The organism is Vibrio sp. ZF 223 (assembly GCF_003050585.1).
GTDB classification, from domain to species: domain Bacteria; phylum Pseudomonadota; class Gammaproteobacteria; order Enterobacterales; family Vibrionaceae; genus Vibrio; species Vibrio crassostreae.
Map to the genome: position 1 here is coordinate 35,776 of NZ_PIGB01000002.1, position 23,176 is coordinate 58,951.

Below are 23,176 nucleotides of genomic sequence, written 5' to 3' on the forward strand. Positions count from 1 at the left end.
ATGATTATTCATACGGCAATAGAAGCCCGCAGATACCATCTTTTTACCTAATGATTAGATTTGGATTTTATCTATAAATGTTCATTTTTTTGAATGATAAAATAAGTTTTATGATCTCGCTAGCAAAAACCTCTGGATTTGGTAAAAACTGGTGATTAGGATCACAAATGGTAAGGTTTTAATTTGCGGAGCAAAATTAATTGAATACACTGAATAGGACTAAATTGAGCGACTAAAATAAGTTTCTCAAACGAATTCTAAAAAATCCTATAGGGGGAAACAACTGGTGAATATTCTAGGATATGCACAGAAGCTTGGTAAGGCGTTAATGCTACCAATCGCAACGCTTCCGATTGCGGCGCTTCTTTTACGTTTAGGTCAAGGCGATCTACTTGATATTCCATTCATGGCGCAAGCTGGTGGTGCTATCTTCGGTAACCTACCATTGCTCTTTGGTCTAGGTATCGCGATTGGTCTTTCTAAAGACGGTAACGGCGCAGCAGGTCTTGCTGGTGCAGTTGCTTACTTCGTACTAACTGCTACAGCAACGACAATTAACGCAGACGTTAACATGTCATTCTTCGGCGGTATCTTCGCAGGTATCATCGCAGGTCACTCTTACAACGCTTTCCACGCGACACGCCTTCCAGAGTGGCTGGCTTTCTTCGCGGGTAAACGTTTAGTACCTATCATGGCCGGTCTATTTGCACTTGTTGCGGGTGCTGTGTCTGGTGTGGTTTGGCCTGGTGTTCAATCTGGTCTAGACGCACTGGCTCACGCAGTATCAACGTCTGGCGCTATCGGCCAATTCGTTTACGGTACTCTTAACCGTGCACTTATCCCTGTAGGTCTACACCACGTATTGAACTCATACTTCTGGTTTGGTATGGGTACATGTCAAGAGATCATCGTTGCTGGTCAAGGCGCATTCGCTAACATCACTCAACTTTGTGTTGACCCAGCACTGGCTAAAACTCTAGTTGTTGGCCAAGAGCACACATTCACATTCGCTAACTCTGTAACTCCAGAAATCACTACTGTAGTTAAAGAAGTGACTGAAACTGTTAAATCTGGTGACCTACACCGTTTCTTCGGCGGCGATAAAGGCGCTGGCGTATTCATGAACGGTTTCTTCCCAGTAATGATGTTCGGTCTACCAGGTGCTGCACTTGCAATGTACCTAGCTGCTCCTGCTGAAAAACGTAGCCAAGTTGGTGGCGCACTATTCTCAGTTGCATTCTGTTCATTCCTAACAGGTATCACAGAGCCGCTAGAATTCATGTTCGTATTCCTAGCTCCTGCTCTATACGCAATGCACGCTGTATTTACAGGTCTGTCTCTAGTAGTTGCTAACATGTTTGGTACTCTGCACGGTTTCGGTTTCTCTGCTGGTCTTATCGACTTCGTATTGAACTGGGGTCTAGCAACTAAACCATTCGTACTACTACTAATCGGTCTTGGTTTCGGTGCTCTATACTTCTTCACTTTCTCTTTCGCAATCCGCGCTTTCAACTTGAAATCGCCAGGTCGTGAAGATGATGACGAAGCTGTTGCAGCTCCTGCTGGCGACGCACCAAAGGGCGACCTTGCACGTCAATACCTGAAAGCTCTAGGTGGTCACGACAACCTAACTTCAATCGACGCTTGTATCACTCGTCTACGCCTAACTCTTAAAGACCGCTCTGTCGCTGATGAAGTTGTTCTTAAGAAACTAGGTGCTAAAGGTGTGGTAAAACTAGGTGAAAATAACCTACAGGTTATCCTAGGCCCACTAGCTGAAATCGTAGCTGGCGAAATGAAAGCTATCGGTGCAGGTGAAGACCTATCTGATGTAAAACTTCCATAGTAAAGGAAGTACTTAATTAAGACGTAAAGTTACTCTTAAGTAAGTATCAAATTGAAAGCCTCCCACATGGGAGGCTTTTTTGTGCCTGCTGTTTAAGGCTACTGAACACGGTTCGTTCTATTCTTCATCGAATAGCAGAAATATTCGCAATTAACGGACGGTTCTTATTGTGCAAAGGCAAAGAATTGTGGATGATTAGCAACAATGATCTTTCAATCTTTGACCGGTGCTAAAAGCGACCGTTTTCTTGGGGACGAAAGATAACTTTCTCTGACAATACTAAATACATAGAGGTGCTATAGATGAGTGAAGCTGAGGCTCGTCCATCGAATTTCATTCGCCAAATTATTGATAAAGATTTAGCGGATGGTACACACAGTAGCGTGCATACTCGTTTCCCGCCGGAGCCAAATGGCTACCTGCACATTGGTCACGCTAAATCTATTTGCTTGAACTTTGGTATTGCTCAGGACTACCAGGGACAATGTAATCTTCGTTTCGATGATACAAACCCTGAAAAAGAAGACGTTGAATACGTTGAGTCAATTAAGAATGATGTAAGCTGGTTAGGCTTCGAATGGTCTGGTGATATTTGTTACTCATCAAACTACTTCGATACGCTTTACGCTTATGCTGTGGAATTAATTAATAAAGGCTTAGCGTATGTTGACGAGCTAAGTCCTGATCAAATCCGTGAGTACCGTGGCACGCTAAAAGAGCCAGGTAAAGCGAGCCCATACCGGGACCGCAGCCCTGAAGAGAACCTAGCGTTGTTTGAAAAAATGCGTGACGGTGGCTTTGAAGAAGGTAAAGCGTGTTTGCGTGCTAAGATCGACATGAGCTCTTCGTTCATGGTTATGCGCGATCCTGTTATCTACCGTGTTCGTTTTGCTCACCACCATCAAACAGCTGACAAGTGGTGCATTTACCCAATGTACGACTTTACTCACTGTATCTCTGATGCGCTGGAAGGTATTACGCACTCTATCTGTACGCTTGAATTCCAAGATAACCGTCGTTTGTACGATTGGGTTCTAGATAACATCACGATTGATTGCCAACCTCGTCAGTACGAGTTTAGTCGCCTGAATCTTGAATACACAGTGATGTCTAAGCGTAAGCTGAACCAACTTGTGGTTGAAAACCTAGTTCAAGGTTGGGATGACCCACGTATGCCTACTATTTCTGGCCTGCGTCGTCGTGGTTTTACTTCAAGCTCTATTCGTGAATTCTGTAAGCGTATTGGCGTGACAAAGCAAGAGAACATGATTGAGTTCGGTTCACTTGAGTCTTGCATTCGTGATGATCTGAACGAAAATGCACCTCGTGCAATGGCCGTTCTGGAGCCAGTTAAGATCGTTATCGAAAACTACGAAGCAGATGCAGTAGAAACGTTAACTGTTGCAAACCATCCAAACAAGCCAGAAATGGGCACTCGCGAAGTACCATTTACCCGTGAAGTTTGGATTGAGCGTGATGACTTCCGTGAAGAAGCAAACAAGAAGTACAAGCGTTTGGTTCTAGGCAAAGAAGTTCGTCTACGTGGCGCTTACGTGATCAAAGCTGAACGTATCGAAAAAGATGCAGAAGGCAACATTACGACTATCTTCTGTTCTTACGATAATGAAACACTGGGTAAGAACCCTGCAGATGGCCGCAAAGTGAAAGGCGTTATCCACTGGGTGTCGGCTGATAAAGCGCTACCTGCTGAGATTCGTTTGTACGATCGTTTATTCACAGTGCCAAACCCAGCCGCTGCTGATGACTTCGCTGCAACGTTAAACCCTGAATCACTTGTTACGCTAAACGGTTTTGTTGAACCTAGCCTAGCAGAAGGTGTTGCAGAGCAAGCGTACCAGTTTGAACGTACAGGCTACTTCTGTGTGGATTCGAAAGACTCTAAAGCAGATGCACTAGTCTTCAACCGTACGGTTGGTCTACGTGATACTTGGGGTAAAACTGAAGCTTAATGCTTGAGCATTTAGTTTGTTAAAAACGACCCAATAAAAAACCGGCTTAGAGCCGGTTTTTTTGTGTCTGCGGATATGTGCCTAGAGAGGACGTTGCTAATTTACTCTACTCGCTCAAGTTATATATCATCTGGTCGAGAGTTCGTGATTTCACCAGTGCGGGAGTTATACCAAAATACGTATTCAGCTCTGTCTGGATTTCTATGATGACCTTCAGCTGTGAAGATGTAATAGCAGAGCGCTTGAGCAGTAACAGAATCGCCCTCTTTAGTTAAAAAGGTTAGATTTTGGCGGCGCGATACAAAATCGAATCCATCAAAATTGTCTCGATCGGTTGTAACCGTAAGATCGCTGTTCATAATCGCGTCCCAGATAGCGACACAACCTTGATGGCCTTGACCTATATTGTAGGGCGCGCCCATTGGCGAATTTTTATCAACACCTAAAGGGTAACCCTCATCGTTGATATCTAGCTGTGGGTTACCGTTAGCATCCTCGCCGAAGCCTGGAAGGTCGTTCATTTCTGAATTACCGCCTCCATTCACTAGCCATTTACTATGCGCGAACGTTATCGCAGTTTGAAATTGAGATTGAGAAGCATCAAACAGAGCGATACGGCCATCAGTTTGAATGTTAAGAAAACGGGGAAGGGCAACAACAGCAAGTACGGCGATAATCACCACAACAACCAACATCTCAATTAAAGTAAAAGCCTTAACTAGCGGGATTCTTTTCATGGATACTTTATGGAGCCCTATATAAAAAACGCCGGCCTAAGCCAGCGTTCTGTATTACTTCTTCGCTTTATGGGCGTCTGGATTGCCTTTGCAATCTCCGCTAATGCTTTTGCCGTACAAGTACAAACTGTGGTTTGTCAGTTGCACGTTGTAACGCTGAGCAATCTCTTTCTGTCTTTCTTCGATGATGTCATCAGAGAATTCGATCACTTCGCCACAATCTAAACATACAAGGTGGTCGTGGTGGTGCTGTGTAGAAAGTTCAAATACAGACTTGCCGCCTTCGAAGTGGTGACGAGTTACAATGCCAGCGTCATCGAATTGGTTAAGTACTCGATAAACGGTTGCAAGACCGATTTCTTCACCTAGGTCGATCAGCTTCTTATATAAATCTTCAGCACTAATATGTTGGCAGTCTGGCTGTTGTAATACTTCTAAAATTTTGAGCCGTGGAAGGGTCACTTTAAGACCTGCATCTTTTAGCGCTTGATTATTGTCTGACATATACTTTCCTGTTGATGATCTGCAGCAATTAACAGAATTCAATATTAATACCATTATAGTTTAGTCAGGCATAACAATAAACCACGAACTTCAAAGGGTTACTTACTGACATCACAATCTGTTTTGTAAATTGGAAGTATCTCACTTATAGTGGAGGTACGACCAGTCAAGGTGACGGTGTTTCTGATATGAACATGGAATGTTGTTATGAATAAGCAACTCGCAAAAATATATAAACCCAACATTGTAAAATTTGCTCTTAATATTTGGCCTCCCTTTTGGGGAGCGGGTATTCGAATAGCCCACATTAGCGCTGACTTTAGGGTTGTTAAGACGGTACTTAAGCTACGCTGGTGGAATAAGAACGCCAATCGTACTCAATATGGCGGCAGTATCTTTTCTCTTACCGATCCCGTTTACTCATTGATGTTAATGGGAATTTTAGGTGAGCGATATTATGTTTGGGATAAAGAAGCGAGCATTAACTTCATCAAGCCGGGGCAATCGGACTTGTATGCAGATTTTGAGATAAGCCAAGGGCAGCTTGACGATATCTATCGTCAGACACAGCTCGGTGAAAAGTGTTTTCCTGAATTTATTATTCACGTGAAAGATAAGCAGGGTAATGTGGTCTCAGAAATTCAACGCACCCTCTATGTAAGAAAGAAGCCGCAATTTAGAGATGATGATGAAGCATTAGAAGCTGAGTGCTAATTAATAGATTTTAAATAGCAAAAAACCTCCCATAAGGAGGTTTTTTCATATCTACATAATGGTTATTAATTGTAACAATTAACAACCACTAGAGAATTAGTCTTCTAGCTCTGCTAGGCACATCTCTTCGTGGATTTGTTTAACCCAGTTAGATACGCGCTCATCAGTTAGCTCAGGTTGACGGTCTTCATCGATACATAGACCAACGAATTGGCTGTCATCGCCTTCAACTAAACCTTTCGATGCTTCGAATTCGTAGCCTTCAGTTGATGTGTGACCTAGGATAGTACCGCCTTTCGCTTCAACGATGTCACGGATAGTACCCATAGCATCACAGAAGTATTCTGCGTAATCTTCTTGGTCGCCACAACCAAAGATAGCAACAAGCTTAGTTGAGAAATCAATAGCTTCTAGCTCTGGGAAAAAGTCATCCCAATCACATTGTGCTTCGCCGTAGTACCACGTAGGGATACCAAGCAGCAGTAGATCGAAGTTATCGATATCTTCTTTGCTGCTTTTTGCAATGTCTTGAACGTGAACGAGCTGTTTGCTCAATTGCTTTTGAATCATCTTAGCAACAGCTTCAGTGTTACCTGTATCGCTACCAAAGAAGAGACCTACACTTGCCATAGAATCATTACCTTTCATTTTGTCTGTTGTCGGTGTGATAAAGTTCGGAAGAGAATCGTTAGATCCCAGTTCCTTCCCAGCTTAGTTGGATTATCCCTTTGGCGATAAAACCCGCACAGCCAAGGAAAAGTACTAACCATACGATGCGACGACCAAATGGAGGAACATTTCCCTGCTTGAGAACGTCCTTAATTGCCATACCGATTAAAAAGAAAATCGCGGCAAACAGGAGATCTAAACCAACAGATTCAATGATGTTCATGTAGTCGTAAAGCATGGGAACCTTATATACCAATTTTGCTTGGGCGCACTATATCACTGTTGCGAGATAAAGTTAATCTGCAGTGATTACTCAGCTCTCATTTATCGGCATGAAAAAGCGCGCTTAAGCGATGAATTTTCGTATTGCTCTGAGTACTTCAGCTGGCTTTTCTGCGTGTAGCCAATGACCCGTATTGGCAATGACGTGCGCCTTTGCGTTAGAAAATTGCTGCTGAACTGCAGTTTGGTGCTCAGCCGTGAGGTAGTCAGAATCCCCACCTTTTATTAGCAAGGTTTTGACCGAGGTTTTGTCGATCGGTTCCCAACCAATGATGTGAGCGTAGTTTGCAAGTAGTGACGCGACGTTAAAGCGCCACTCCATAATGCCTTGTTCTGACTTGAATAGTGATTTCGTTAAGAACTGGCGAACCCCGTCGATTTCAATATGTTTTGCGAGTACTTTAAGTGCTTCAGAGCGAGATTCTGGTTTTTCTTCTATCACGGCTTGAAGGCCTGCGAATACGTTATCATGGCGACTTTGGGTGTAAGCGACCGGTGCCATGTCCAGTACGATCAGTTTACGTAGCTCTAGGTGTTGGGTGAGTGCCATGGCAACCTTGCCACCCATCGAGTGACCAATCACAGTGACGTCGTCTAACTCGAGATCTTTCAACAGTTGAGAGACATCTTGCGCCATCGCTTGGTAGTCATGAGTGTCACTATGGAAAGATTGGCCGTGGTTACGTAGATCGATACTAAGCACTTGATGATCGGCTTTTAGATCCCTAGCGAGCAAGCCAAGGTTGTCCAGATTACCGAATAATCCATGGATCAAAACAATGGTGTGACCCTCACCTTCAATTTTATAGTTGAGCTGTACTGACATTTTTATCTTATTCATGGTGGGTTTGACGTAGAGTATCCGCGCGGATCTCGCTATAATCCCCCAGAGTTTAAACATTGAGATTGTGAAAAGCGAATGAAAACAATTGAGGTTGATGAGGACCTATACCGTTTTATTGCGGGTCAGACAGAACGTATTGGCGAAAGCGCTTCAGATATTCTGCGCCGCTTGTTACAGGTTGATAGCCAAGGCATGGCTCCGATCGAAGAGATCGTTGAGCCAAAAGGTATCGTTGTTAGCAAAGAGGTAGGCTTTACTCCAGAGAAGTTCGATGGCGTTAAAGAAATGCGCTCACTACTAATATCAGATGAGTTTGCATCACTAAAGAAAGCCATTGATCGTTTCATGCTTGTGTTATCAACACTGCATAAAATCGACCCTTTAAGCTTTTCAGAAGCAACTCAAGTAAAAGGCCGTAAGCGCGTTTACTTTGCAGATAACGAAGCGACGTTGCTAGCAAACGGCAACACGACTAAGCCTAAAGCTATTCCACAAAGTCCTTTTTGGGTTATTACTAATAACAATACAAGCCGAAAAAGACAGATGGTTGAGCAGCTTATGAGCCGCATGAGTTTCCAAGCAGAATTGATAGAAAAAGTAACAGGTTCAATTTAACGAAATCTGATTTAAACCTCATAATATCCATGGATAAGAAGATATTATGAGGTTTTTTTGTTTTTAAATTTTATATATAAGGATGTCGAAAAATGGCTATGCACCCTCGTGCTGGGCAGAAAGCTCAGCAGGAAGATCTTCATAATATCCCGGCTTTAGTTGCTAACTATTTCTTACAGCAACCGGATGCTACGAACCCAGATCATAAAGTACTTTTCGGTACTTCAGGTCACCGCGGTACAGCAGACAAATCAACATTTAACGAAAATCACATTCTAGCAATTGCACAAGCGGTTGCTGAAGTTCGTGCCGAGCAAGGTACAACTGGCCCTCTTTTCTTAGGTAAAGATACTCACGCTCTATCTGAGCCTGCGTTCTCTACGGTTATCGAAGTGCTTGTAGCGAACGGTGTTGAAGTTATTATTCAAGAAAACAACGGCTTTACTCCAACACCGGGTATCTCGCACGCGATTCTTACGCACAACCTAGTGAATGACAAAAAAGCCGACGGCATTGTTATCACGCCTTCACATAACCCACCTCAAGACGGCGGTATTAAATACAACCCGACACACGGTGGCCCAGCTGAAGCTGAATTGACTCAAGCGATTGAAGACCGTGCGAACGTGATCATTGCTGAGCAAATGCAAGGTGTTAAGCGTACGCCTATCGCACAGGCTAAACAGTCTGAGCTAGTAAAAGAAGTCGACCTAGTGGCGCCATACGTCGCTGATTTGGTTAACGTCGTTGATATGGAAGCGATCCAGAAAGCAAACATCAAGATTGGTGTTGATCCACTGGGTGGCAGCGGTATTGATTACTGGCGTCAAATTGGTAAAGCGTACAATCTAGATCTTACTCTGGTAAGTGAAGCGGTTGACCCTTCATTCCAATTTATGTCTCTAGATAAAGATGGCGTGGTTCGTATGGACTGTTCTTCTCCATACGCAATGGCAGGCTTACTGGCTCTTAAAGACGAGTACGCTCTAGCGTTTGGTAACGACCCTGATTACGATCGCCACGGCATCGTGACACCTAAAGGCTTGATGAATCCAAACCACTTCTTAGCAGTTTGTATTGATTACCTATACCGTAACCGTGAAGGTTGGGGCAAAGATGTTGCTGTTGGTAAAACACTAGTATCAAGCGCTTTGATTGACCGTGTTGTTGCTGACCTAGGTCGCGAACTTTGTGAAGTGCCAGTTGGTTTCAAATGGTTTGTTGATGGCTTATATAACGGTCAGTTTGGTTTTGGTGGTGAAGAGAGTGCAGGTGCTTCTTTCCTACGTAAAGACGGTACGCCTTGGTCAACAGATAAAGATGGCCTGATTCTTTGCCTACTTGCGGCTGAGATCACAGCTGTGACAGGTAAGAACCCACAAGAATACTACGAAGAACTTGCCGCTAAACACGGTGAATCTAAGTACAACCGTATTCAAGCGGTAGCAAATGGCGCACAAAAAGACGTGCTTAAAAAGCTATCTCCAGAGATGGTTTCTGCTGAAACACTTGCTGGCGATGCGATTACTGCTCGCTTAACGCATGCTCCAGGTAATGGCGCTGCGATTGGTGGCCTGAAAGTGACCACTGAGAACGGTTGGTTTGCTGCTCGTCCATCAGGCACTGAAGACATCTACAAGATTTACTGTGAAAGCTTTAAGGGTGAAGAGCACCTGAAAGCAATCGAAGCAGAAGCTCAAGAGATTGTGAACCAAGTATTTGCAGCGGCTGGTCTGTAATCGAAATTTGATTACTGGATATAAAAGCTAAATAGATAGAAGGGTTGATGTGAAAACATCAGCCCTTTTTATTTGTGCTGGTTGCGTGTAATAAGCGGGAAAAGGTAAGTGAGTTAGCTTAGACGACTAACCGTGTGGCCAACTTTGTGGCATCACAAACCAGAATTGCCCGGACTTGGTTTGCCCATGGACGAAGCGATCACCAAACTCGGTGATAGGCTTACTGCTGAAATCATCCGTCCCTGCCGCCCATTGTTCTTTGGTGAGAGGGTAGAGCGCTTCAGTGATTAGATGAGCTTGGTTTTGATAGCACCAAAAGCCGTTTACTTGGCTCGGGTTAATGTCGTAGCCCAAACATTCAGTAGGTACGTTTTGTTCTAAGAATGGGTTGGTGTATAGACGACCTTGCATGAGGAGATGTTTTGAGTCGACATCGATCTCTGGATACTGCTCAATAAAAGCGGATGAAGATGACATACCAAGCTGGTGGCTGAGCATCCTTTCGAGCTTCTTATCCAATTGATCGTGAGAGTTGGGGCCAAACCAAGTTTGTTCGTGGAGCAGATAAAACTTAATCGCCACTTCCCAGTGTTCTAACTTTTGGTCGTTCGCTTTTTCGAGAATAAAGTCGATTGCGCCGAGTGTTCTACCCTCAACATTAATCTGGATCTCATCGTGCTTGATTGAATAATTATCCGAAGCAGTGATGACTTGTTCACATAAGTGTTGGTAGAGAAAGCCTAATCTAGGATTACCATCATAAGTATGTGCGTCGTCGAGCTCTTGGTGGTTTGAGAATGCTGTGAGATCAGAAATCGGTGGCTTGATTTCTAGTAATGGTGGTGAGTCGATGACCCATTGGTAAAAACGTTGCAGTGCTGTCATCTCTTCCTCATAAACTCATCGTGGGGCTTTCGACATTCTACCCGTAAATTGATATAACGACGTTATTATAAAGGTAAGCTGGAAATAAAAATGAATAACTTACAATTAGAAAAGCTACTTAACGAAAAACTGCAGCCACAACAGATTAAAGATTACTGCCCGAATGGTCTTCAAGTCGAGGGTGCATCTGAAGTGAAGCGCATCGTTACTGGTGTAACAGCCTCTCAAGCTCTGATTGATAAAGCGGTAGAATTGAATGCCGATGCTTTGTTGGTTCATCACGGTTTCTTTTGGAAAGGTGAGTCAGAAGCGATTCGTGGCATGAAGGGCAAGCGCATTCGTACTCTGATTAAGAATGACATTAATCTTCTAGGTTATCACTTACCTCTCGATATCCACCCTGAACTTGGTAACAACGCCAAGCTCGCTGAGCTGCTTGATATTGAGGTAGAAGGTGGCTTGGAAGGGCACCCACAATCGGTTGCAATGTTTGGTAAATTAAAAAAACCAATGACAGGTGCTGAGTTTTCAGAAAAAATTGATCATGTTCTAAATCGTAAACCACTGCATATTGCTCCTGAAAACGCCGATAAAATGATTGAAACGGTAGGTTGGTGTACTGGTGGTGGTCAAGATTACATTGAGCTGGCGGCTTCTCAAGGTATTGATGCATTTATCTCTGGTGAAATTTCAGAGCGCACAACTTACTCGGCTCGTGAGCAAGACATCCATTACTTTGCCGCAGGTCACCATGCAACAGAACGCTACGGTGTTAAAGCATTGGGCGAGTGGTTAGCAAAAGAGCATGGATTGGATGTTGAGTTTATCGATATCGATAATCCGGTTTAAGAACAGATGCGAGATGAGGGATACGAGTCGATTGTATCCCGTAGAAAAGAAAAGGGGTTGATGTTCTTACATCAACCCCTTTTAACATTATGCTTTATAGCGACTATTCACGTTCGTAAAGTGCTTTAAAGTCACGTTGTTCTTCACCAGTATATAGCTGACGAGGGCGACCGATACGGTTCGTCGGATCGCTGTGCATCTCGTTCCAGTGTGCAATCCAACCGATAGTACGAGACATCGCGAAGATTACTGTGAACATAGACACTGGAATGCCGATTGCTTTCAGAATGATACCTGAATAGAAATCTACGTTCGGGTATAGCTTCTTAGAAACAAAGTACTCATCAGATAGAGCGATACGCTCAAGTTCCATTGCTACGTCTAGTAGTGGATCTTGGATGTTTAGCTCTTTAAGTACTTCGTGACACGCTTCGCGCATTACTGTTGCACGTGGATCGTAGTTCTTGTAAACACGGTGACCGAAGCCCATCAAACGGAATGGGTCATCTTTGTCTTTTGCTTTCGCAACGTATTCTTCAATGTTATCTACGCTACCGATCTCTTCAAGCATACGCAGACAAGCTTCGTTTGCACCGCCGTGAGCTGGGCCCCAAAGTGATGCGATACCTGCAGCGATACATGCAAACGGGTTAGCACCAGATGAACCAGCAAGACGTACTGTAGACGTAGAAGCATTCTGTTCGTGATCAGCGTGTAGAGTAAAGATTTTATCCATTGCACGAGCGACGATAGGGTTCACTTCATACTCTTCACATGGGTTTGCAAACATCATGTGTAAGAAGTTTTCTGCGTAGCCAAGATCGTTACGTGGGTAGATAAACGGCTGACCGATTGAATATTTGTAACACATTGCTGCCAGTGTCGGCATTTTTGAAATCAGGCGGTATGCCGCAATTTCACGGTGTGTATCGTTGTTTACATCAAGTGAGTCGTGGTAGAACGCCGCTAGAGCACCTACAACACCACACATTACAGCCATAGGGTGAGCGTCACGGCGGAAGCCGTGGAAGAAACTAGCAATTTGCTCATGCACCATAGTGTGACGTGTCACGGTAGTCTTGAACTTTTCGTACTCAGCTCGAGATGGGGCTTCACCGTAAAGAAGTATGTAACATACTTCTAAGTAATCAGCGTTATTGGCAAGTTGGTCAATTGGGTAACCACGATGTAAAAGAATACCTTTTCCACCGTCAATAAAAGTGATTTGAGACTCACAGGATGCAGTGGCAAGAAAACCAGGGTCAAAAGTGAAAAAACCATTAGAACCTAGTGTACGAACATCGATCACTGGAGTACCAAGTACACCTTCTGTAATCGGCAGCTCGATTGGCGCTTGACCTTCAATGTGAAGGGTAGCTTTCTTATCCGCCATAACAATCTCCTTTGTTTATTATTTAATCCGTCCAGGATGTTTATGTGCCATTTTTTTACTGGTCTTACGTGGGAAAGTCAATTTTTCTGCAGCTTTGTGTGCACTTGTTAGTGTTTTTTACATTAAATTCGTTAAAAATCTGGTCTGTGTAGCATTATTTGTTACATCAATTGTATTAGAATGTTGCCAGCCGTATAGTGGCGCTGAAAAGTTTGGTTAAAACCTTATAAATGCAAGGCTAAGAAGAAATGTGAGGTGTCTTTCTTAATCGAGCAGTTAACAATTATTTTACAATTATCTAAGGCTCAACTTCAGTTATTTGTTAAGTTAATGTTAAATTTTGAAGGTTAGCAATCAAATTTTGTCCATAACAATATCATAAGGTTATTTAATGACCATAATGCTCAATGGAGCTGAGTGAGCAAGCCCGTGAAAGAAAGAAAGACAAGACCTGTTAATTTAGATTTACAGACCATCCACTTTCCAATCACAGCAATAGCTTCCATCCTACACCGTGTGTCTGGGGTGATAACTTTTGTCGCGATTGGAATTTTGCTTTGGTTACTATCCATTTCCCTCTCATCCCCAGTAGGCTTTATGGAAGCTAGCGACATTGTCGATGGTTTCTTCGTGAAGTTTATTCTGTGGGGCATTTTAACCGCTTTGGCTTACCACATTGCTGGTGGTATTCGTCACCTTCTTATGGACCTAGGTCACTTTGAAGAGCTGGAATCTGGCGCTAAGAGCGCTAAGGTTGCATTCGCAGCAACAGCGGTATTGTCTCTACTAGCGGGGATCTTAGTATGGTAAACAACGTTTCTACTTTTGGTCGTAATGGTGTTCATGATTATCTACTGATTCGTGCAACTGCCATCATTATGACTCTTTACACTATCTACCTAGTAAGCTTCTGTGCTTTCTCTGGTGATATCTCTTACGCATCTTGGACGCAATTCTTTGGTGGAACATTCACTAAAGTCTTCACCATGTTAGCGCTTACTTCTGTTTTGGTTCACGCGTGGATCGGCCTATGGCAAGTACTAACTGACTACATCAAATGCGCAAAACTGCGTGTTGGTCTTCAAGTTGGTGTTGTTGCAGTTCTTCTTGGATATTTCTTCTCTGGTCTGTTTATTTTGTGGGGTGCGTAAGTGACTATTCCTGTTCGTGAGTTTGATGCCGTAGTTATCGGCGCTGGTGGTGCAGGTATGCGTGCCGCACTGCAAATTTCTGAGCAAGGCCTATCTTGTGCATTGCTTTCTAAAGTTTTCCCTACTCGTTCTCATACGGTTTCTGCGCAAGGCGGCATCACTGTTGCTCTTGGTAACGCGCACGAAGACCATTGGGAACAACACATGTATGACACAGTAAAAGGTTCTGATTACATCGGTGACCAAGACGCTATCGAGTACATGTGTAAAAACGGTCCTGAGTCGGTAATCGAACTTGAAAAAATGGGCCTACCTTTCTCACGTTTTGAGAACGGTACTATTTACCAACGTCCTTTCGGTGGTCAATCTAAAAACTTTGGTGGTGAGCAAGCGGCTCGTACCGCAGCTGCAGCCGACCGTACTGGTCACGCACTGCTTCATACGCTTTACCAACAAAACATTAAACACAAAACGACGGTTTTCTCTGAGTGGTATGCACTGGATCTTGTGAAGAACGAAGATGGTGCAATCTTAGGTACAACCGCGCTTTGTATGGAAACTGGCGAAGTTTGCTACTTCAAAGCGAAGGCAACAATCCTTGCTACTGGTGGTGCTGGTCGTATCTACGCTTCGACAACTAACGCACACATCAACACTGGTGACGGTGTTGGTATGGCGATTCGTGCTGGCGTTCCAATGCAAGACATCGAAATGTGGCAGTTCCACCCAACGGGTATTGCTGGCGCTGGTGTATTGGTAACGGAAGGTTGTCGTGGTGAAGGTGGTTACCTTCTCAATAAAGACGGCGAACGTTTCATGGAACGTTACGCACCAAACGCTAAAGACTTAGCGGGTCGTGATGTTGTTGCTCGTTCAATGATGGTTGAAATCCGTGAAGGTCGCGGCTGCGATGGCCCTTGGGGTCCACACATCAAGCTGAAACTTGATCACCTAGGTAAAGAGACGCTTGAATCTCGTCTTCCTGGTGTATGTGAACTTTCTCGTACCTTTGCTCACGTTGATCCAGTGAAAGAGCCAATCCCAGTAATCCCAACATGTCACTACATGATGGGTGGTGTTCCAACACAAGTTTCTGGTCAAGCTATTAAGCAAACTGAAGACGGAAGCGATGTTGAAATCCAAGGCCTATTTGCTTGTGGTGAAATTGCATCAGTTTCTGTACACGGTGCTAACCGTCTAGGTGGTAACTCACTGCTTGATTTAGTGGTATTTGGTCGTGCGACAGGTCTACACCTAGGTGAGACACTGAAGAAGCAAGACGAAGCTAAGCCTGCAACTGAAGCTGACATTGAACGTTCACTAGAGCGTTACAACCGTTGGGAAAACAGCACAGACGGTGAAGATCCAGCGCAAATTCGTAAAGATCTTCAGCAATGTATGCAGAACAACTTCTCGGTATTCCGTGAAGGTAAAGCAATGGCTGAAGGCCTAGAAGAGCTTAAAGCGATTCGCGAACGTCTGAAGAATGCACACCTATCTGACAAGTCGACAGAGTTCAACACTCAACGTATCGAGTGTCTAGAGCTTGAAAACTTGATGGAAACGGCATTCGCAACGGCTGTTGCTGCAAACTTCCGTACAGAGAGCCGTGGCGCACACGCTCGATTCGATTTCCCTGACCGTGATGATGAGCAATGGCTATGCCACTCACTTTACAACCCAGAGTCAGAGAGCATGACTAAGCGTGGTGTAAACATGGAACCTATCCATCGTGAAGCGTTCCCACCAAAAGCACGTACGTACTAAGGAGATATGACCATGAAACTGAATTTCTCTTTATATCGTTACAATCCAGATGTCGACCAGAAGCCTTATATGAAGGAATACACTCTAGAAGTGGATGAAGGTTCAGACATGATGCTTTTGGATGCGCTTATTCTGTTGAAAGAGCAAGATCCAACAATCTCATTCCGTCGCTCATGCCGTGAAGGCGTATGTGGCTCTGATGGTTTGAACATGAACGGTAAAAATGGCCTAGCGTGTATCACGCCATTGTCTGCGCTTTCTGGCCAAGACAAGATTGTGATTCGCCCACTGCCTGGCTTACCCGTTGTTCGTGACCTAATTGTAGACATGACTCAGTTCTACGATAACTACGAAAAAGTGAAGCCATTCTTAGTGTCTGATGGCAATGTGCCACCGGCTCGCGAAAACTTACAAAGCCCTGATGAGCGTGCTCATTTAGATGGATTGTACGAATGTATCATGTGTGCATGTTGTACAACGTCATGCCCATCGTTCTGGTGGAACCCTGACAAATTCATCGGACCAGCAGGCCTGCTTGCAGCGTACCGTTGGCTAATTGATAGCCGAGATACAGCGACAGACGAACGTTTGTCCGATCTTGATGATGCATTTAGCGTTTTTCGTTGCCATGGCATCATGAATTGTGTAAGTGTTTGTCCTAAGGGATTAAATCCGACGAAAGCGATTGGTCACATCAAGACCATGCTAGTGAATCGTTCGGTTTAAGTTATATAAAAATTGCCGCCCTAGAAGTTTTGGGGCGGCCTTTTAATAGCTCGGCATAGACCGCAGCAAACGTGAAAACTACTGGTTAAGGGAAAATATGCACAACGGCGTGATGAAGGCATGGCTCGAGTCTTCACACTTGGCTGGCGCCAATGCAACGTACGTAGAAGAACTCTATGAACTGTATCTAAGTGACCCAGATTCGGTAAGTGACGAATGGAGAAGTGTTTTTGAAGAACTGCCTGTGCAAGCTTCAGAGACAGTGGAACAACCACACTCTCGTGTTCGTGAATACTTCCGTCGACTCGCTCAAGAAACAAAGCATTACAGTGTCCAAGTTAGTGATCCAGATGTCGATGCGAAACAAGTAAAGGTTCTGCAACTTATTAATGCCTATCGATTCCGAGGGCATCAAGCAGCAAATCTAGACCCCCTAGGTTTATGGAAAAGAGCGACAGTTGATGAACTGGACCCTTCTTTCCACACTCTTACCGAAGATGACCTCAATGAGACGTTTAACGTCGGCTCTTACGCCATTGGCCAAGAGACGATGGTGCTTAAAGATCTCTACAAATCTCTAAAGCAAACTTATTGTGGCTCTATTGGTGCAGAATACATGCACATGACAAATACAGAGCAAAAGCGTTGGATCCAACAACGTTTAGAGTCTGTATCTGGTCAACCCTCTTTCAACAAAGAAGAAAAACAAGCTTTCCTAGAAGAGCTAACTGCTGCTGAAGGTCTTGAGCGCTATCTTGGTGCGAAATTCCCAGGCGCAAAACGCTTCTCGTTGGAAGGTGGTGATGCGCTTATCCCAATGACGAAAGAAATTATTCGTCATGCTGGCGGACAAGGCATGCGCGAAGTTGTTGTTGGTATGGCTCACCGTGGTCGTCTAAACATGTTGGTCAACGTGCTTGGTAAAAAGCCACAAGACCTGTTTGACGAGTTTGCGGGCAAGCACGATGACACGTGGGGTACTGGTGACGTGAAATACCACCAAGGTTTCTCTGCGGACTTCGCAACGCCAGGCGGCAACGTTCACTTAGCACTTGCATTTAACCCATCTCACTTAGAAATCGTAAACCCGGTAGTTATCGGTTCAGTACGCGCGCGTCAAGATCGCCTTGGTGATAATGACGGTAGCCGTGTACTTCCAATTACTATCCACGGTGACTCAGCTATCGCTGGTCAGGGTGTAGTACAAGAGACGTTTAACATGTCTCAAGCGCGTGGTTTCTGTGTGGGTGGTACGGTTCGTATCGTTGTAAATAACCAAGTTGGTTTTACAACGTCTAACCCACGCGATACTCGTTCTACGATGTACTGTACTGATATCGCGAAGATGGTTCAGGCTCCGATTTTCCACGTTAACTCTGATGACCCAGAAGCGGTCGCTTTCGTCGCTCGTTTGGCATTGGATTACCGTAATACGTTTAAGCGTGATGTTGTTATTGATTTGGTTTGTTACCGTCGCCACGGTCACAACGAAGCCGATGAGCCGAATGCAACACAGCCTTTGATGTACCAAAAAATTAAGAAGCATCCAACACCACGTAAGCTTTATGCTGATGTGCTAATGGAGCGCGGTGAGTTTGGTATTGATACGGCAACTCAACTCGTTAACGAATATCGTGATGCACTTGATCACGGTGAAGTTGTGGTTAAAGAGTGGCGCCCTATGGCACTTCACTCAGTAGACTGGTCTCCTTACTTAGGTCACGACTGGAACATCGAATGGGATAACAAGATTGATATCGAGCGCCTAAAAGAGCTTGGTACTAAACTTTGCCAATACCCAGACAGCCACAAGCTGCAAAGCCGAGTCAATAAACTGTACAACGATCGTACTGCCATGGTGAATGGTGAGAAACAAGTCGATTGGGGTATGGCTGAAACTCTGGCTTACGCAACACTTGTTGACGACGGTAAGCGTATTCGTATCTCTGGCCAAGATTCAGGTCGTGGTACGTTCTTCCACCGTCACTCAGTACTGCACAATCAATCAGATGCAAGCACGTATGTTCCTCTTGCGAACATTCATGATAAACAAGGGCCATTCCAAGTGTTTGACTCTGTGTTATCTGAAGAAGCGGTACTCGCATTTGAGTATGGTTATGCAACAGCAGAACCAAGCGGTCTAACCCTTTGGGAAGCACAATTTGGTGACTTCGCAAACGGTGCACAAGTTGTTATCGACCAATTCATTTCATCAGGTGAGCAAAAGTGGGCACGTTTATGTGGTCTAACTATGCTGCTTCCTCACGGTTATGAAGGTCAAGGCCCAGAGCACTCTTCTGCACGTCTTGAGCGTTACCTTCAGTTATGTGCTGAACAAAACATGCAGGTTGTTGTTCCTTCAACACCGGCGCAGGTTTACCACATGATTCGCCGTCAGGTTGTTCGACCAATGCGTCGTCCACTGATTGTAATGTCACCTAAGTCATTGCTTCGTCACCCTCTGTGTACTTCTTCTCTTGAAGATTTGGCAGAAGGCACGTTCCAACCAGCTATCGCAGAAATTGATGATCTGGTGCCTGAGAACGTAAAACGCGTCGTGTTCTGTTCAGGTAAGGTTTACTTTGACCTGCTTGACCAACGACGTAAGAACGAGCAAGACGATGTCGCTATTGTGCGTATCGAGCAACTTTACCCGTTCCCTTACGAGGACGTGAGAGCTGCCATCGCACAGTACACAAATGTAGTCGATTACGTTTGGTGTCAAGAAGAGCCACAAAACCAAGGTGCTTGGTACAGTAGCCAACATAATTTCCGAGCTGCTATCCCAGTGGGTGCTGATATTCAATACGCAGGTCGCCCTGCATCAGCATCACCAGCTGTTGGCTATATGTCGGTACACTTGAAACAACAAAAAGCGTTAGTTGACGACGCTTTGACCCTACTTAAGAACTAGAAGTAAAAGGAAAATACGCACATGACAATTGAAATTCTGGTTCCAGATTTACCTGAATCTGTGGCTGATGCAACAGTTGCTACTTGGCACAAAAAACCGGGCGAAGCGGTTGCACGTGATGAAGTCATTGTAGATATCGAAACAGATAAAGTAGTTCTAGAAGTACCAGCTCCTGAAGCGGGTGTTCTGGAAGCTATCATCGAAGAAGAAGGTGCTACGGTACTTTCTAAACAGCTTCTGGCTAAAATCAAGCCGGGTGCTGTCGCTGGTGAACCAACGAAAGATACAACGGAAGATACAGAAGCTTCTCCTGATAAGCGCCACAAAGCGGCTCTTACAGAAGAGAGCAACGACGCACTAAGCCCAGCTGTTCGTCGCTTGCTTGCAGAGCACAACCTACAACCAGCTGACGTTAAAGGCACTGGTGTTGGTGGTCGTATTACTCGTGAAGACATCGACGCACATCTAGCAGCAGCGAAAGCGGCTCCGGCAGCAGCATCTGCACCAGCAGTTGAAGCGCCAGCAGCAGCTCGTAGCCAAAAACGCGTACCTATGACTCGCCTACGTAAGACAGTTGCAAACCGTCTTCTAGAAGCGAAGAACAGTACAGCAATGCTGACTACTTTCAACGAAGTGAACATGAAGCCAATCATGGACCTTCGTAAGCAGTACAAAGACCAATTCGAGAAGCGTCACGACACGCGTCTGGGCTTCATGTCTTTCTATGTGAAAGCAGTAACAGAAGCGCTAAAACGTTTCCCAGAAGTGAACGCTTCTATCGACGGTACAGATATCGTTTACCACAACTACTTCGACATCAGCATGGCAGTATCAACGCCACGTGGTCTAGTAACTCCAGTACTGAAAGACTGTGACACACTAGGTTTCGCTGACATCGAAAAAGGCATCAAAGAGCTAGCAATCAAAGGCCGTGACGGCAAGCTAACTGTTGATGAGCTGATGGGCGGTAACTTCACTATCACAAACGGTGGTGTATTTGGTTCTCTAATGTCTACGCCAATCATCAACCCGCCTCAAGCGGCAATTTTGGGTATGCACAAAATCCAAGACCGTCCAATGGCTGTTGATGGCAAGGTAGAGATTCTACCAATGATGTACCTAGCGCTTTCTTACGACCACCGTCTAATCGATGGCCGTGAATCAGTTGGTTTCCTAGTGACCATCAAAGAGCTTCTAGAAGATCCTGCACGTCTGCTGCTAGACGTTTAGTATCGCTAAAACGTCTAGTTAACCCCGTTAGCTAGACGTAAAAAGTTTCAAAGGCTAGGCTGCTCAACGTCTGGCCTTCAATTGAACTGTAAAGCCATTAGAAAATGGACAGCAGTTGATTTGAGAAGACCCTACAGACGTAACACAGGAAACTGTGTCGTTATGGAAATAATAATCCCTTAAGGGAAAATAAACGGAATATCAAAATGAATTTGCATGAATACCAAGCCAAACAGCTGTTTGCAGAATTCGGTTTGCCTGTACCAGAAGGTTTCGCATGTGATACTGCACAAGAAGCTTTCGAAGCTGCAGGTCGTATCAGTACAGCCAAGAAAGTCGTTAAGTGTCAAGTACACGCTGGTGGTCGCGGTAAAGCGGGCGGCGTAGAGCTGCATGACACAAAAGAAGGCGTTAAAGAGTTTGCACAAAAGTGGCTAGGCAAAAACCTAGTAACGTACCAAACAGACGCTAATGGTCAGCCTGTAACAAAGATCCTAGTTGAAGAAGCATCGAACATTGCTAACGAGCTTTACCTAGGTGCTGTTGTTGACCGTGCAACGCGCAAAATTGTATTCATGGCGTCAACTGAAGGCGGTGTGGACATTGAGAAAATCGCTGAAGAAACTCCAGAGTTGATTCACCAATCAGCGATCGATCCTCTAGTGGGCCCTCAAGCTTACCAAGGCCGTGAACTTGCGTTCAAACTTGGTCTAGTTGGCGATCAAATCAAACAGTTCGTTAAGATCTTCATGGGTCTTGGCCAAATGTTCTCTCAGTACGACCTAGCTCTACTAGAAATCAACCCGCTTGTAATTACTGGCGAAGGCAACCTGCTTTGTCTTGACGGCAAGATCAACATTGACTCAAACGCAATGTACCGTCAGCCAAAACTTCGTGAAATGCACGATCCATCTCAAGAAGATGAGCGCGAAGCACACGCAGCACAGTGGGAACTGAACTACGTAGCACTAGATGGCAACGTTGGCTGTATGGTTAACGGTGCAGGCCTTGCAATGGGTACGATGGATATCGTAAACCTACACGGCGGCAAGCCAGCAAACTTCCTTGATGTAGGCGGCGGCGCGACGAAAGAGCGTGTAGCTGAAGCATTCAAGATCATCCTTTCTGATGACAATGTTAAAGCAGTACTAGTTAACATCTTCGGTGGCATCGTTCGTTGTGACATGATCGCTGAAGGTATTATCGGTGCGGTTAAAGAAGTCGGCGTAACAGTTCCTGTAGTTGTTCGTCTAGAAGGTACAAACGCAGACCTAGGTCGCGAAGTACTTGCTAATTCTGATGTTGATATCATTGCAGCTGAATCTCTAACAGATGCTGCTCAGAAAGTTGTTGCTGCTGCGGAGGCTAAATAATGTCTGTATTAATTAACAAAGACACTAAAGTAATCTGTCAGGGTTTCACTGGCGGTCAAGGTACATTCCACTCAGACCAAGCTATCGCATACGGCACGCAAATGGTTGGTGGTGTTTCACCTGGTAAAGGTGGTCAAACTCACCTAGGCCTTCCAGTATTCAACACAGTACGCGAAGCAGTAGAAGTAACTGGCGCAACAGCAACAGTTATCTATGTACCAGCTCCTTTCTGTAAAGATGCAATCCTAGAAGCAATTGATGCAGGTATCGAACTGATCGTAACGATCACTGAAGGTATCCCTACAACAGATATGATCGACGTTAAAGTGAAGCTAGAAGAAACTGGCGTTCGCATGATCGGTCCTAACTGCCCAGGTCTTATCACTCCAGACGAGTGTAAGATTGGTATCATGCCTGGTCACATCCACAAGAAGGGTAAAGTAGGTATCGTATCTCGTTCAGGTACTCTTACGTACGAAGCAGTTAAGCAAACAACAGATGAAGGCTTTGGTCAGTCTACATGTGTTGGTATCGGTGGTGACCCTATCCCAGGTTCAAACTTCATTGATATCCTAAAACTTTTCCAAGAAGACCCAGAGACTGAAGCAATCGTAATGATTGGTGAGATCGGTGGTACTGCGGAAGAAGAAGCGGCTGAGTTCATCAAAGCAAACGTAACTAAGCCAGTTGTATCTTACATCGCTGGTGTTACTGCTCCTCCGGGTAAACGTATGGGCCACGCTGGCGCAATCATCTCTGGCGGTAAAGGTACTGCTGAAGATAAATTCGCAGCACTAGAAGCAGCAGGCGTTAAGACTGTTAAGTCTCTTGCTGACATCGGTAAAGGCCTACGTGAAATCACGGGTTGGTAATCAGCTGGCTTTTATCGATTGAGATAGAAGTTAACTGAACGATATTAAAAAGGCTTGGTCACTGACCAAGCCTTTTTTGTCTGTTTTCAATCTTAC

Annotated in this window: 21 protein-coding genes; 14 read left to right on the forward strand and 7 right to left on the reverse strand. The window is 44.7% G+C overall.

All coding sequences use genetic code 11. The annotated features are described in order from the left end of the window. The first annotated feature begins 286 nt into the window (after nucleotides 1-286). Nucleotides 287-1,846 carry an N-acetylglucosamine-specific PTS transporter subunit IIBC gene (gene nagE / locus CWO13_RS04895; RefSeq protein ID WP_048612171.1) on the forward strand — a complete coding sequence of 520 codons (1,560 nt, stop codon included), beginning with the start codon at nucleotides 287-289 and terminating at the stop codon, nucleotides 1,844-1,846. 302 nt (nucleotides 1,847-2,148) lie between these two features. Beyond that, a complete protein-coding gene (gene glnS / locus CWO13_RS04900; RefSeq protein ID WP_108082620.1) occupies nucleotides 2,149-3,816 on the forward strand; it encodes a glutamine--tRNA ligase in 1,668 nt (555 codons plus the stop codon). A gap of 119 nt (nucleotides 3,817-3,935) precedes the next feature. On the opposite strand, the gene CWO13_RS04905 is transcribed toward glnS, so the two are convergent. After that, nucleotides 3,936-4,553, reverse strand: a complete 618-nt coding sequence (locus CWO13_RS04905) for a prepilin-type N-terminal cleavage/methylation domain-containing protein (protein ID WP_102432779.1) — start codon at nucleotides 4,551-4,553, stop codon at nucleotides 3,936-3,938. A 54-nt stretch (nucleotides 4,554-4,607) separates the two neighbouring features. After that, nucleotides 4,608-5,057: a ferric iron uptake transcriptional regulator FcrX gene (gene fcrX, locus CWO13_RS04910; protein ID WP_048606469.1), complete on the reverse strand. Its 450-nt coding sequence runs from the start codon at nucleotides 5,055-5,057 to the stop codon at nucleotides 4,608-4,610. A 207-nt stretch (nucleotides 5,058-5,264) separates the two neighbouring features. Here fcrX and CWO13_RS04915 point away from each other — a divergent pair, with 207 nt between their 5' ends. Further along, complete coding sequence (locus tag CWO13_RS04915) at nucleotides 5,265-5,771, forward strand: DUF4442 domain-containing protein (RefSeq protein ID WP_019820496.1); 507 nt, start codon at nucleotides 5,265-5,267, stop codon at nucleotides 5,769-5,771. 96 nt (nucleotides 5,772-5,867) lie between these two features. Here the strand turns inward: CWO13_RS04915 and fldA are convergent, their stop codons facing one another. From fldA to CWO13_RS04930, 3 genes are all read right to left on the reverse strand, one after another. Next, the gene (fldA, locus tag CWO13_RS04920) at nucleotides 5,868-6,401 is read right to left on the reverse strand and encodes a flavodoxin FldA (protein WP_010436745.1); all 534 of its coding nucleotides are present in this window, start codon (nucleotides 6,399-6,401) and stop codon (nucleotides 5,868-5,870) included. A gap of 58 nt (nucleotides 6,402-6,459) precedes the next feature. Next, the gene (locus tag CWO13_RS04925) at nucleotides 6,460-6,678 is read right to left on the reverse strand and encodes a DUF2788 domain-containing protein (protein ID WP_004737900.1); all 219 of its coding nucleotides are present in this window, start codon (nucleotides 6,676-6,678) and stop codon (nucleotides 6,460-6,462) included. Nucleotides 6,679-6,786: 108 nt separating this feature from the next. Continuing rightward, nucleotides 6,787-7,548, reverse strand: a complete 762-nt coding sequence (locus tag CWO13_RS04930; protein WP_048660854.1) for an alpha/beta fold hydrolase — start codon at nucleotides 7,546-7,548, stop codon at nucleotides 6,787-6,789. Nucleotides 7,549-7,641: 93 nt separating this feature from the next. On the opposite strand from CWO13_RS04930, the gene seqA reads away from it, so the two are divergent. Both seqA and pgm read left to right on the forward strand, forming a co-directional pair. Beyond that, a complete protein-coding gene (seqA, locus tag CWO13_RS04935; RefSeq protein ID WP_019820493.1) occupies nucleotides 7,642-8,181 on the forward strand; it encodes a replication initiation negative regulator SeqA in 540 nt (179 codons plus the stop codon). 92 nt (nucleotides 8,182-8,273) lie between these two features. After that, the gene (pgm, locus tag CWO13_RS04940; protein WP_019820492.1) at nucleotides 8,274-9,920 is read left to right on the forward strand and encodes a phosphoglucomutase (alpha-D-glucose-1,6-bisphosphate-dependent); all 1,647 of its coding nucleotides are present in this window, start codon (nucleotides 8,274-8,276) and stop codon (nucleotides 9,918-9,920) included. Between the two features lie 126 nt (nucleotides 9,921-10,046). Here the strand turns inward: pgm and CWO13_RS04945 are convergent, their stop codons facing one another. Further along, complete coding sequence (locus CWO13_RS04945) at nucleotides 10,047-10,805, reverse strand: DUF1853 family protein (protein ID WP_102433586.1); 759 nt, start codon at nucleotides 10,803-10,805, stop codon at nucleotides 10,047-10,049. A gap of 90 nt (nucleotides 10,806-10,895) precedes the next feature. On the opposite strand from CWO13_RS04945, the gene CWO13_RS04950 reads away from it, so the two are divergent. Further along, nucleotides 10,896-11,654 (forward strand): Nif3-like dinuclear metal center hexameric protein, encoded by a 759-nt coding sequence (locus CWO13_RS04950; RefSeq protein ID WP_019820488.1) that lies wholly within the window; start codon nucleotides 10,896-10,898, stop codon nucleotides 11,652-11,654. Nucleotides 11,655-11,757: 103 nt separating this feature from the next. On the opposite strand, the gene CWO13_RS04955 is transcribed toward CWO13_RS04950, so the two are convergent. Next, a complete protein-coding gene (locus CWO13_RS04955; RefSeq protein ID WP_019820487.1) occupies nucleotides 11,758-13,047 on the reverse strand; it encodes a citrate synthase in 1,290 nt (429 codons plus the stop codon). 417 nt (nucleotides 13,048-13,464) lie between these two features. Between CWO13_RS04955 and sdhC the strand changes: the two genes are divergently transcribed. From sdhC to sucD, 8 genes are all read left to right on the forward strand, one after another. Continuing rightward, nucleotides 13,465-13,857, forward strand: coding sequence for a succinate dehydrogenase cytochrome b556 subunit (gene sdhC / locus CWO13_RS04960; RefSeq protein WP_019820486.1), 393 nt, complete (start codon nucleotides 13,465-13,467; stop codon nucleotides 13,855-13,857). Continuing rightward, entirely contained in the window at nucleotides 13,851-14,198 is a 348-nt protein-coding gene (gene sdhD / locus CWO13_RS04965) for a succinate dehydrogenase, hydrophobic membrane anchor protein (protein WP_010436768.1), read from the forward strand. The genes sdhC and sdhD overlap by 7 nt, the downstream gene beginning before the upstream one ends. Next, nucleotides 14,199-15,965: a succinate dehydrogenase flavoprotein subunit gene (gene sdhA / locus CWO13_RS04970; protein ID WP_048606450.1), complete on the forward strand. Its 1,767-nt coding sequence runs from the start codon at nucleotides 14,199-14,201 to the stop codon at nucleotides 15,963-15,965. A gap of 12 nt (nucleotides 15,966-15,977) precedes the next feature. Beyond that, a complete protein-coding gene (locus CWO13_RS04975) occupies nucleotides 15,978-16,691 on the forward strand; it encodes a succinate dehydrogenase iron-sulfur subunit (protein WP_010436773.1) in 714 nt (237 codons plus the stop codon). A gap of 97 nt (nucleotides 16,692-16,788) precedes the next feature. Then, entirely contained in the window at nucleotides 16,789-19,605 is a 2,817-nt protein-coding gene (gene sucA / locus CWO13_RS04980) for a 2-oxoglutarate dehydrogenase E1 component (protein ID WP_102433587.1), read from the forward strand. Nucleotides 19,606-19,626: 21 nt separating this feature from the next. Then, nucleotides 19,627-20,835 carry a 2-oxoglutarate dehydrogenase complex dihydrolipoyllysine-residue succinyltransferase gene (gene odhB, locus CWO13_RS04985; protein WP_009847318.1) on the forward strand — a complete coding sequence of 403 codons (1,209 nt, stop codon included), beginning with the start codon at nucleotides 19,627-19,629 and terminating at the stop codon, nucleotides 20,833-20,835. A 206-nt stretch (nucleotides 20,836-21,041) separates the two neighbouring features. After that, nucleotides 21,042-22,208, forward strand: coding sequence for an ADP-forming succinate--CoA ligase subunit beta (gene sucC / locus CWO13_RS04990; protein WP_010436793.1), 1,167 nt, complete (start codon nucleotides 21,042-21,044; stop codon nucleotides 22,206-22,208). After that, complete coding sequence (gene sucD / locus CWO13_RS04995; RefSeq protein ID WP_004734209.1) at nucleotides 22,208-23,080, forward strand: succinate--CoA ligase subunit alpha; 873 nt, start codon at nucleotides 22,208-22,210, stop codon at nucleotides 23,078-23,080. Before sucC ends, sucD begins: the two co-directional genes overlap by 1 nt. Nucleotides 23,081-23,176 lie beyond the last annotated feature (96 nt).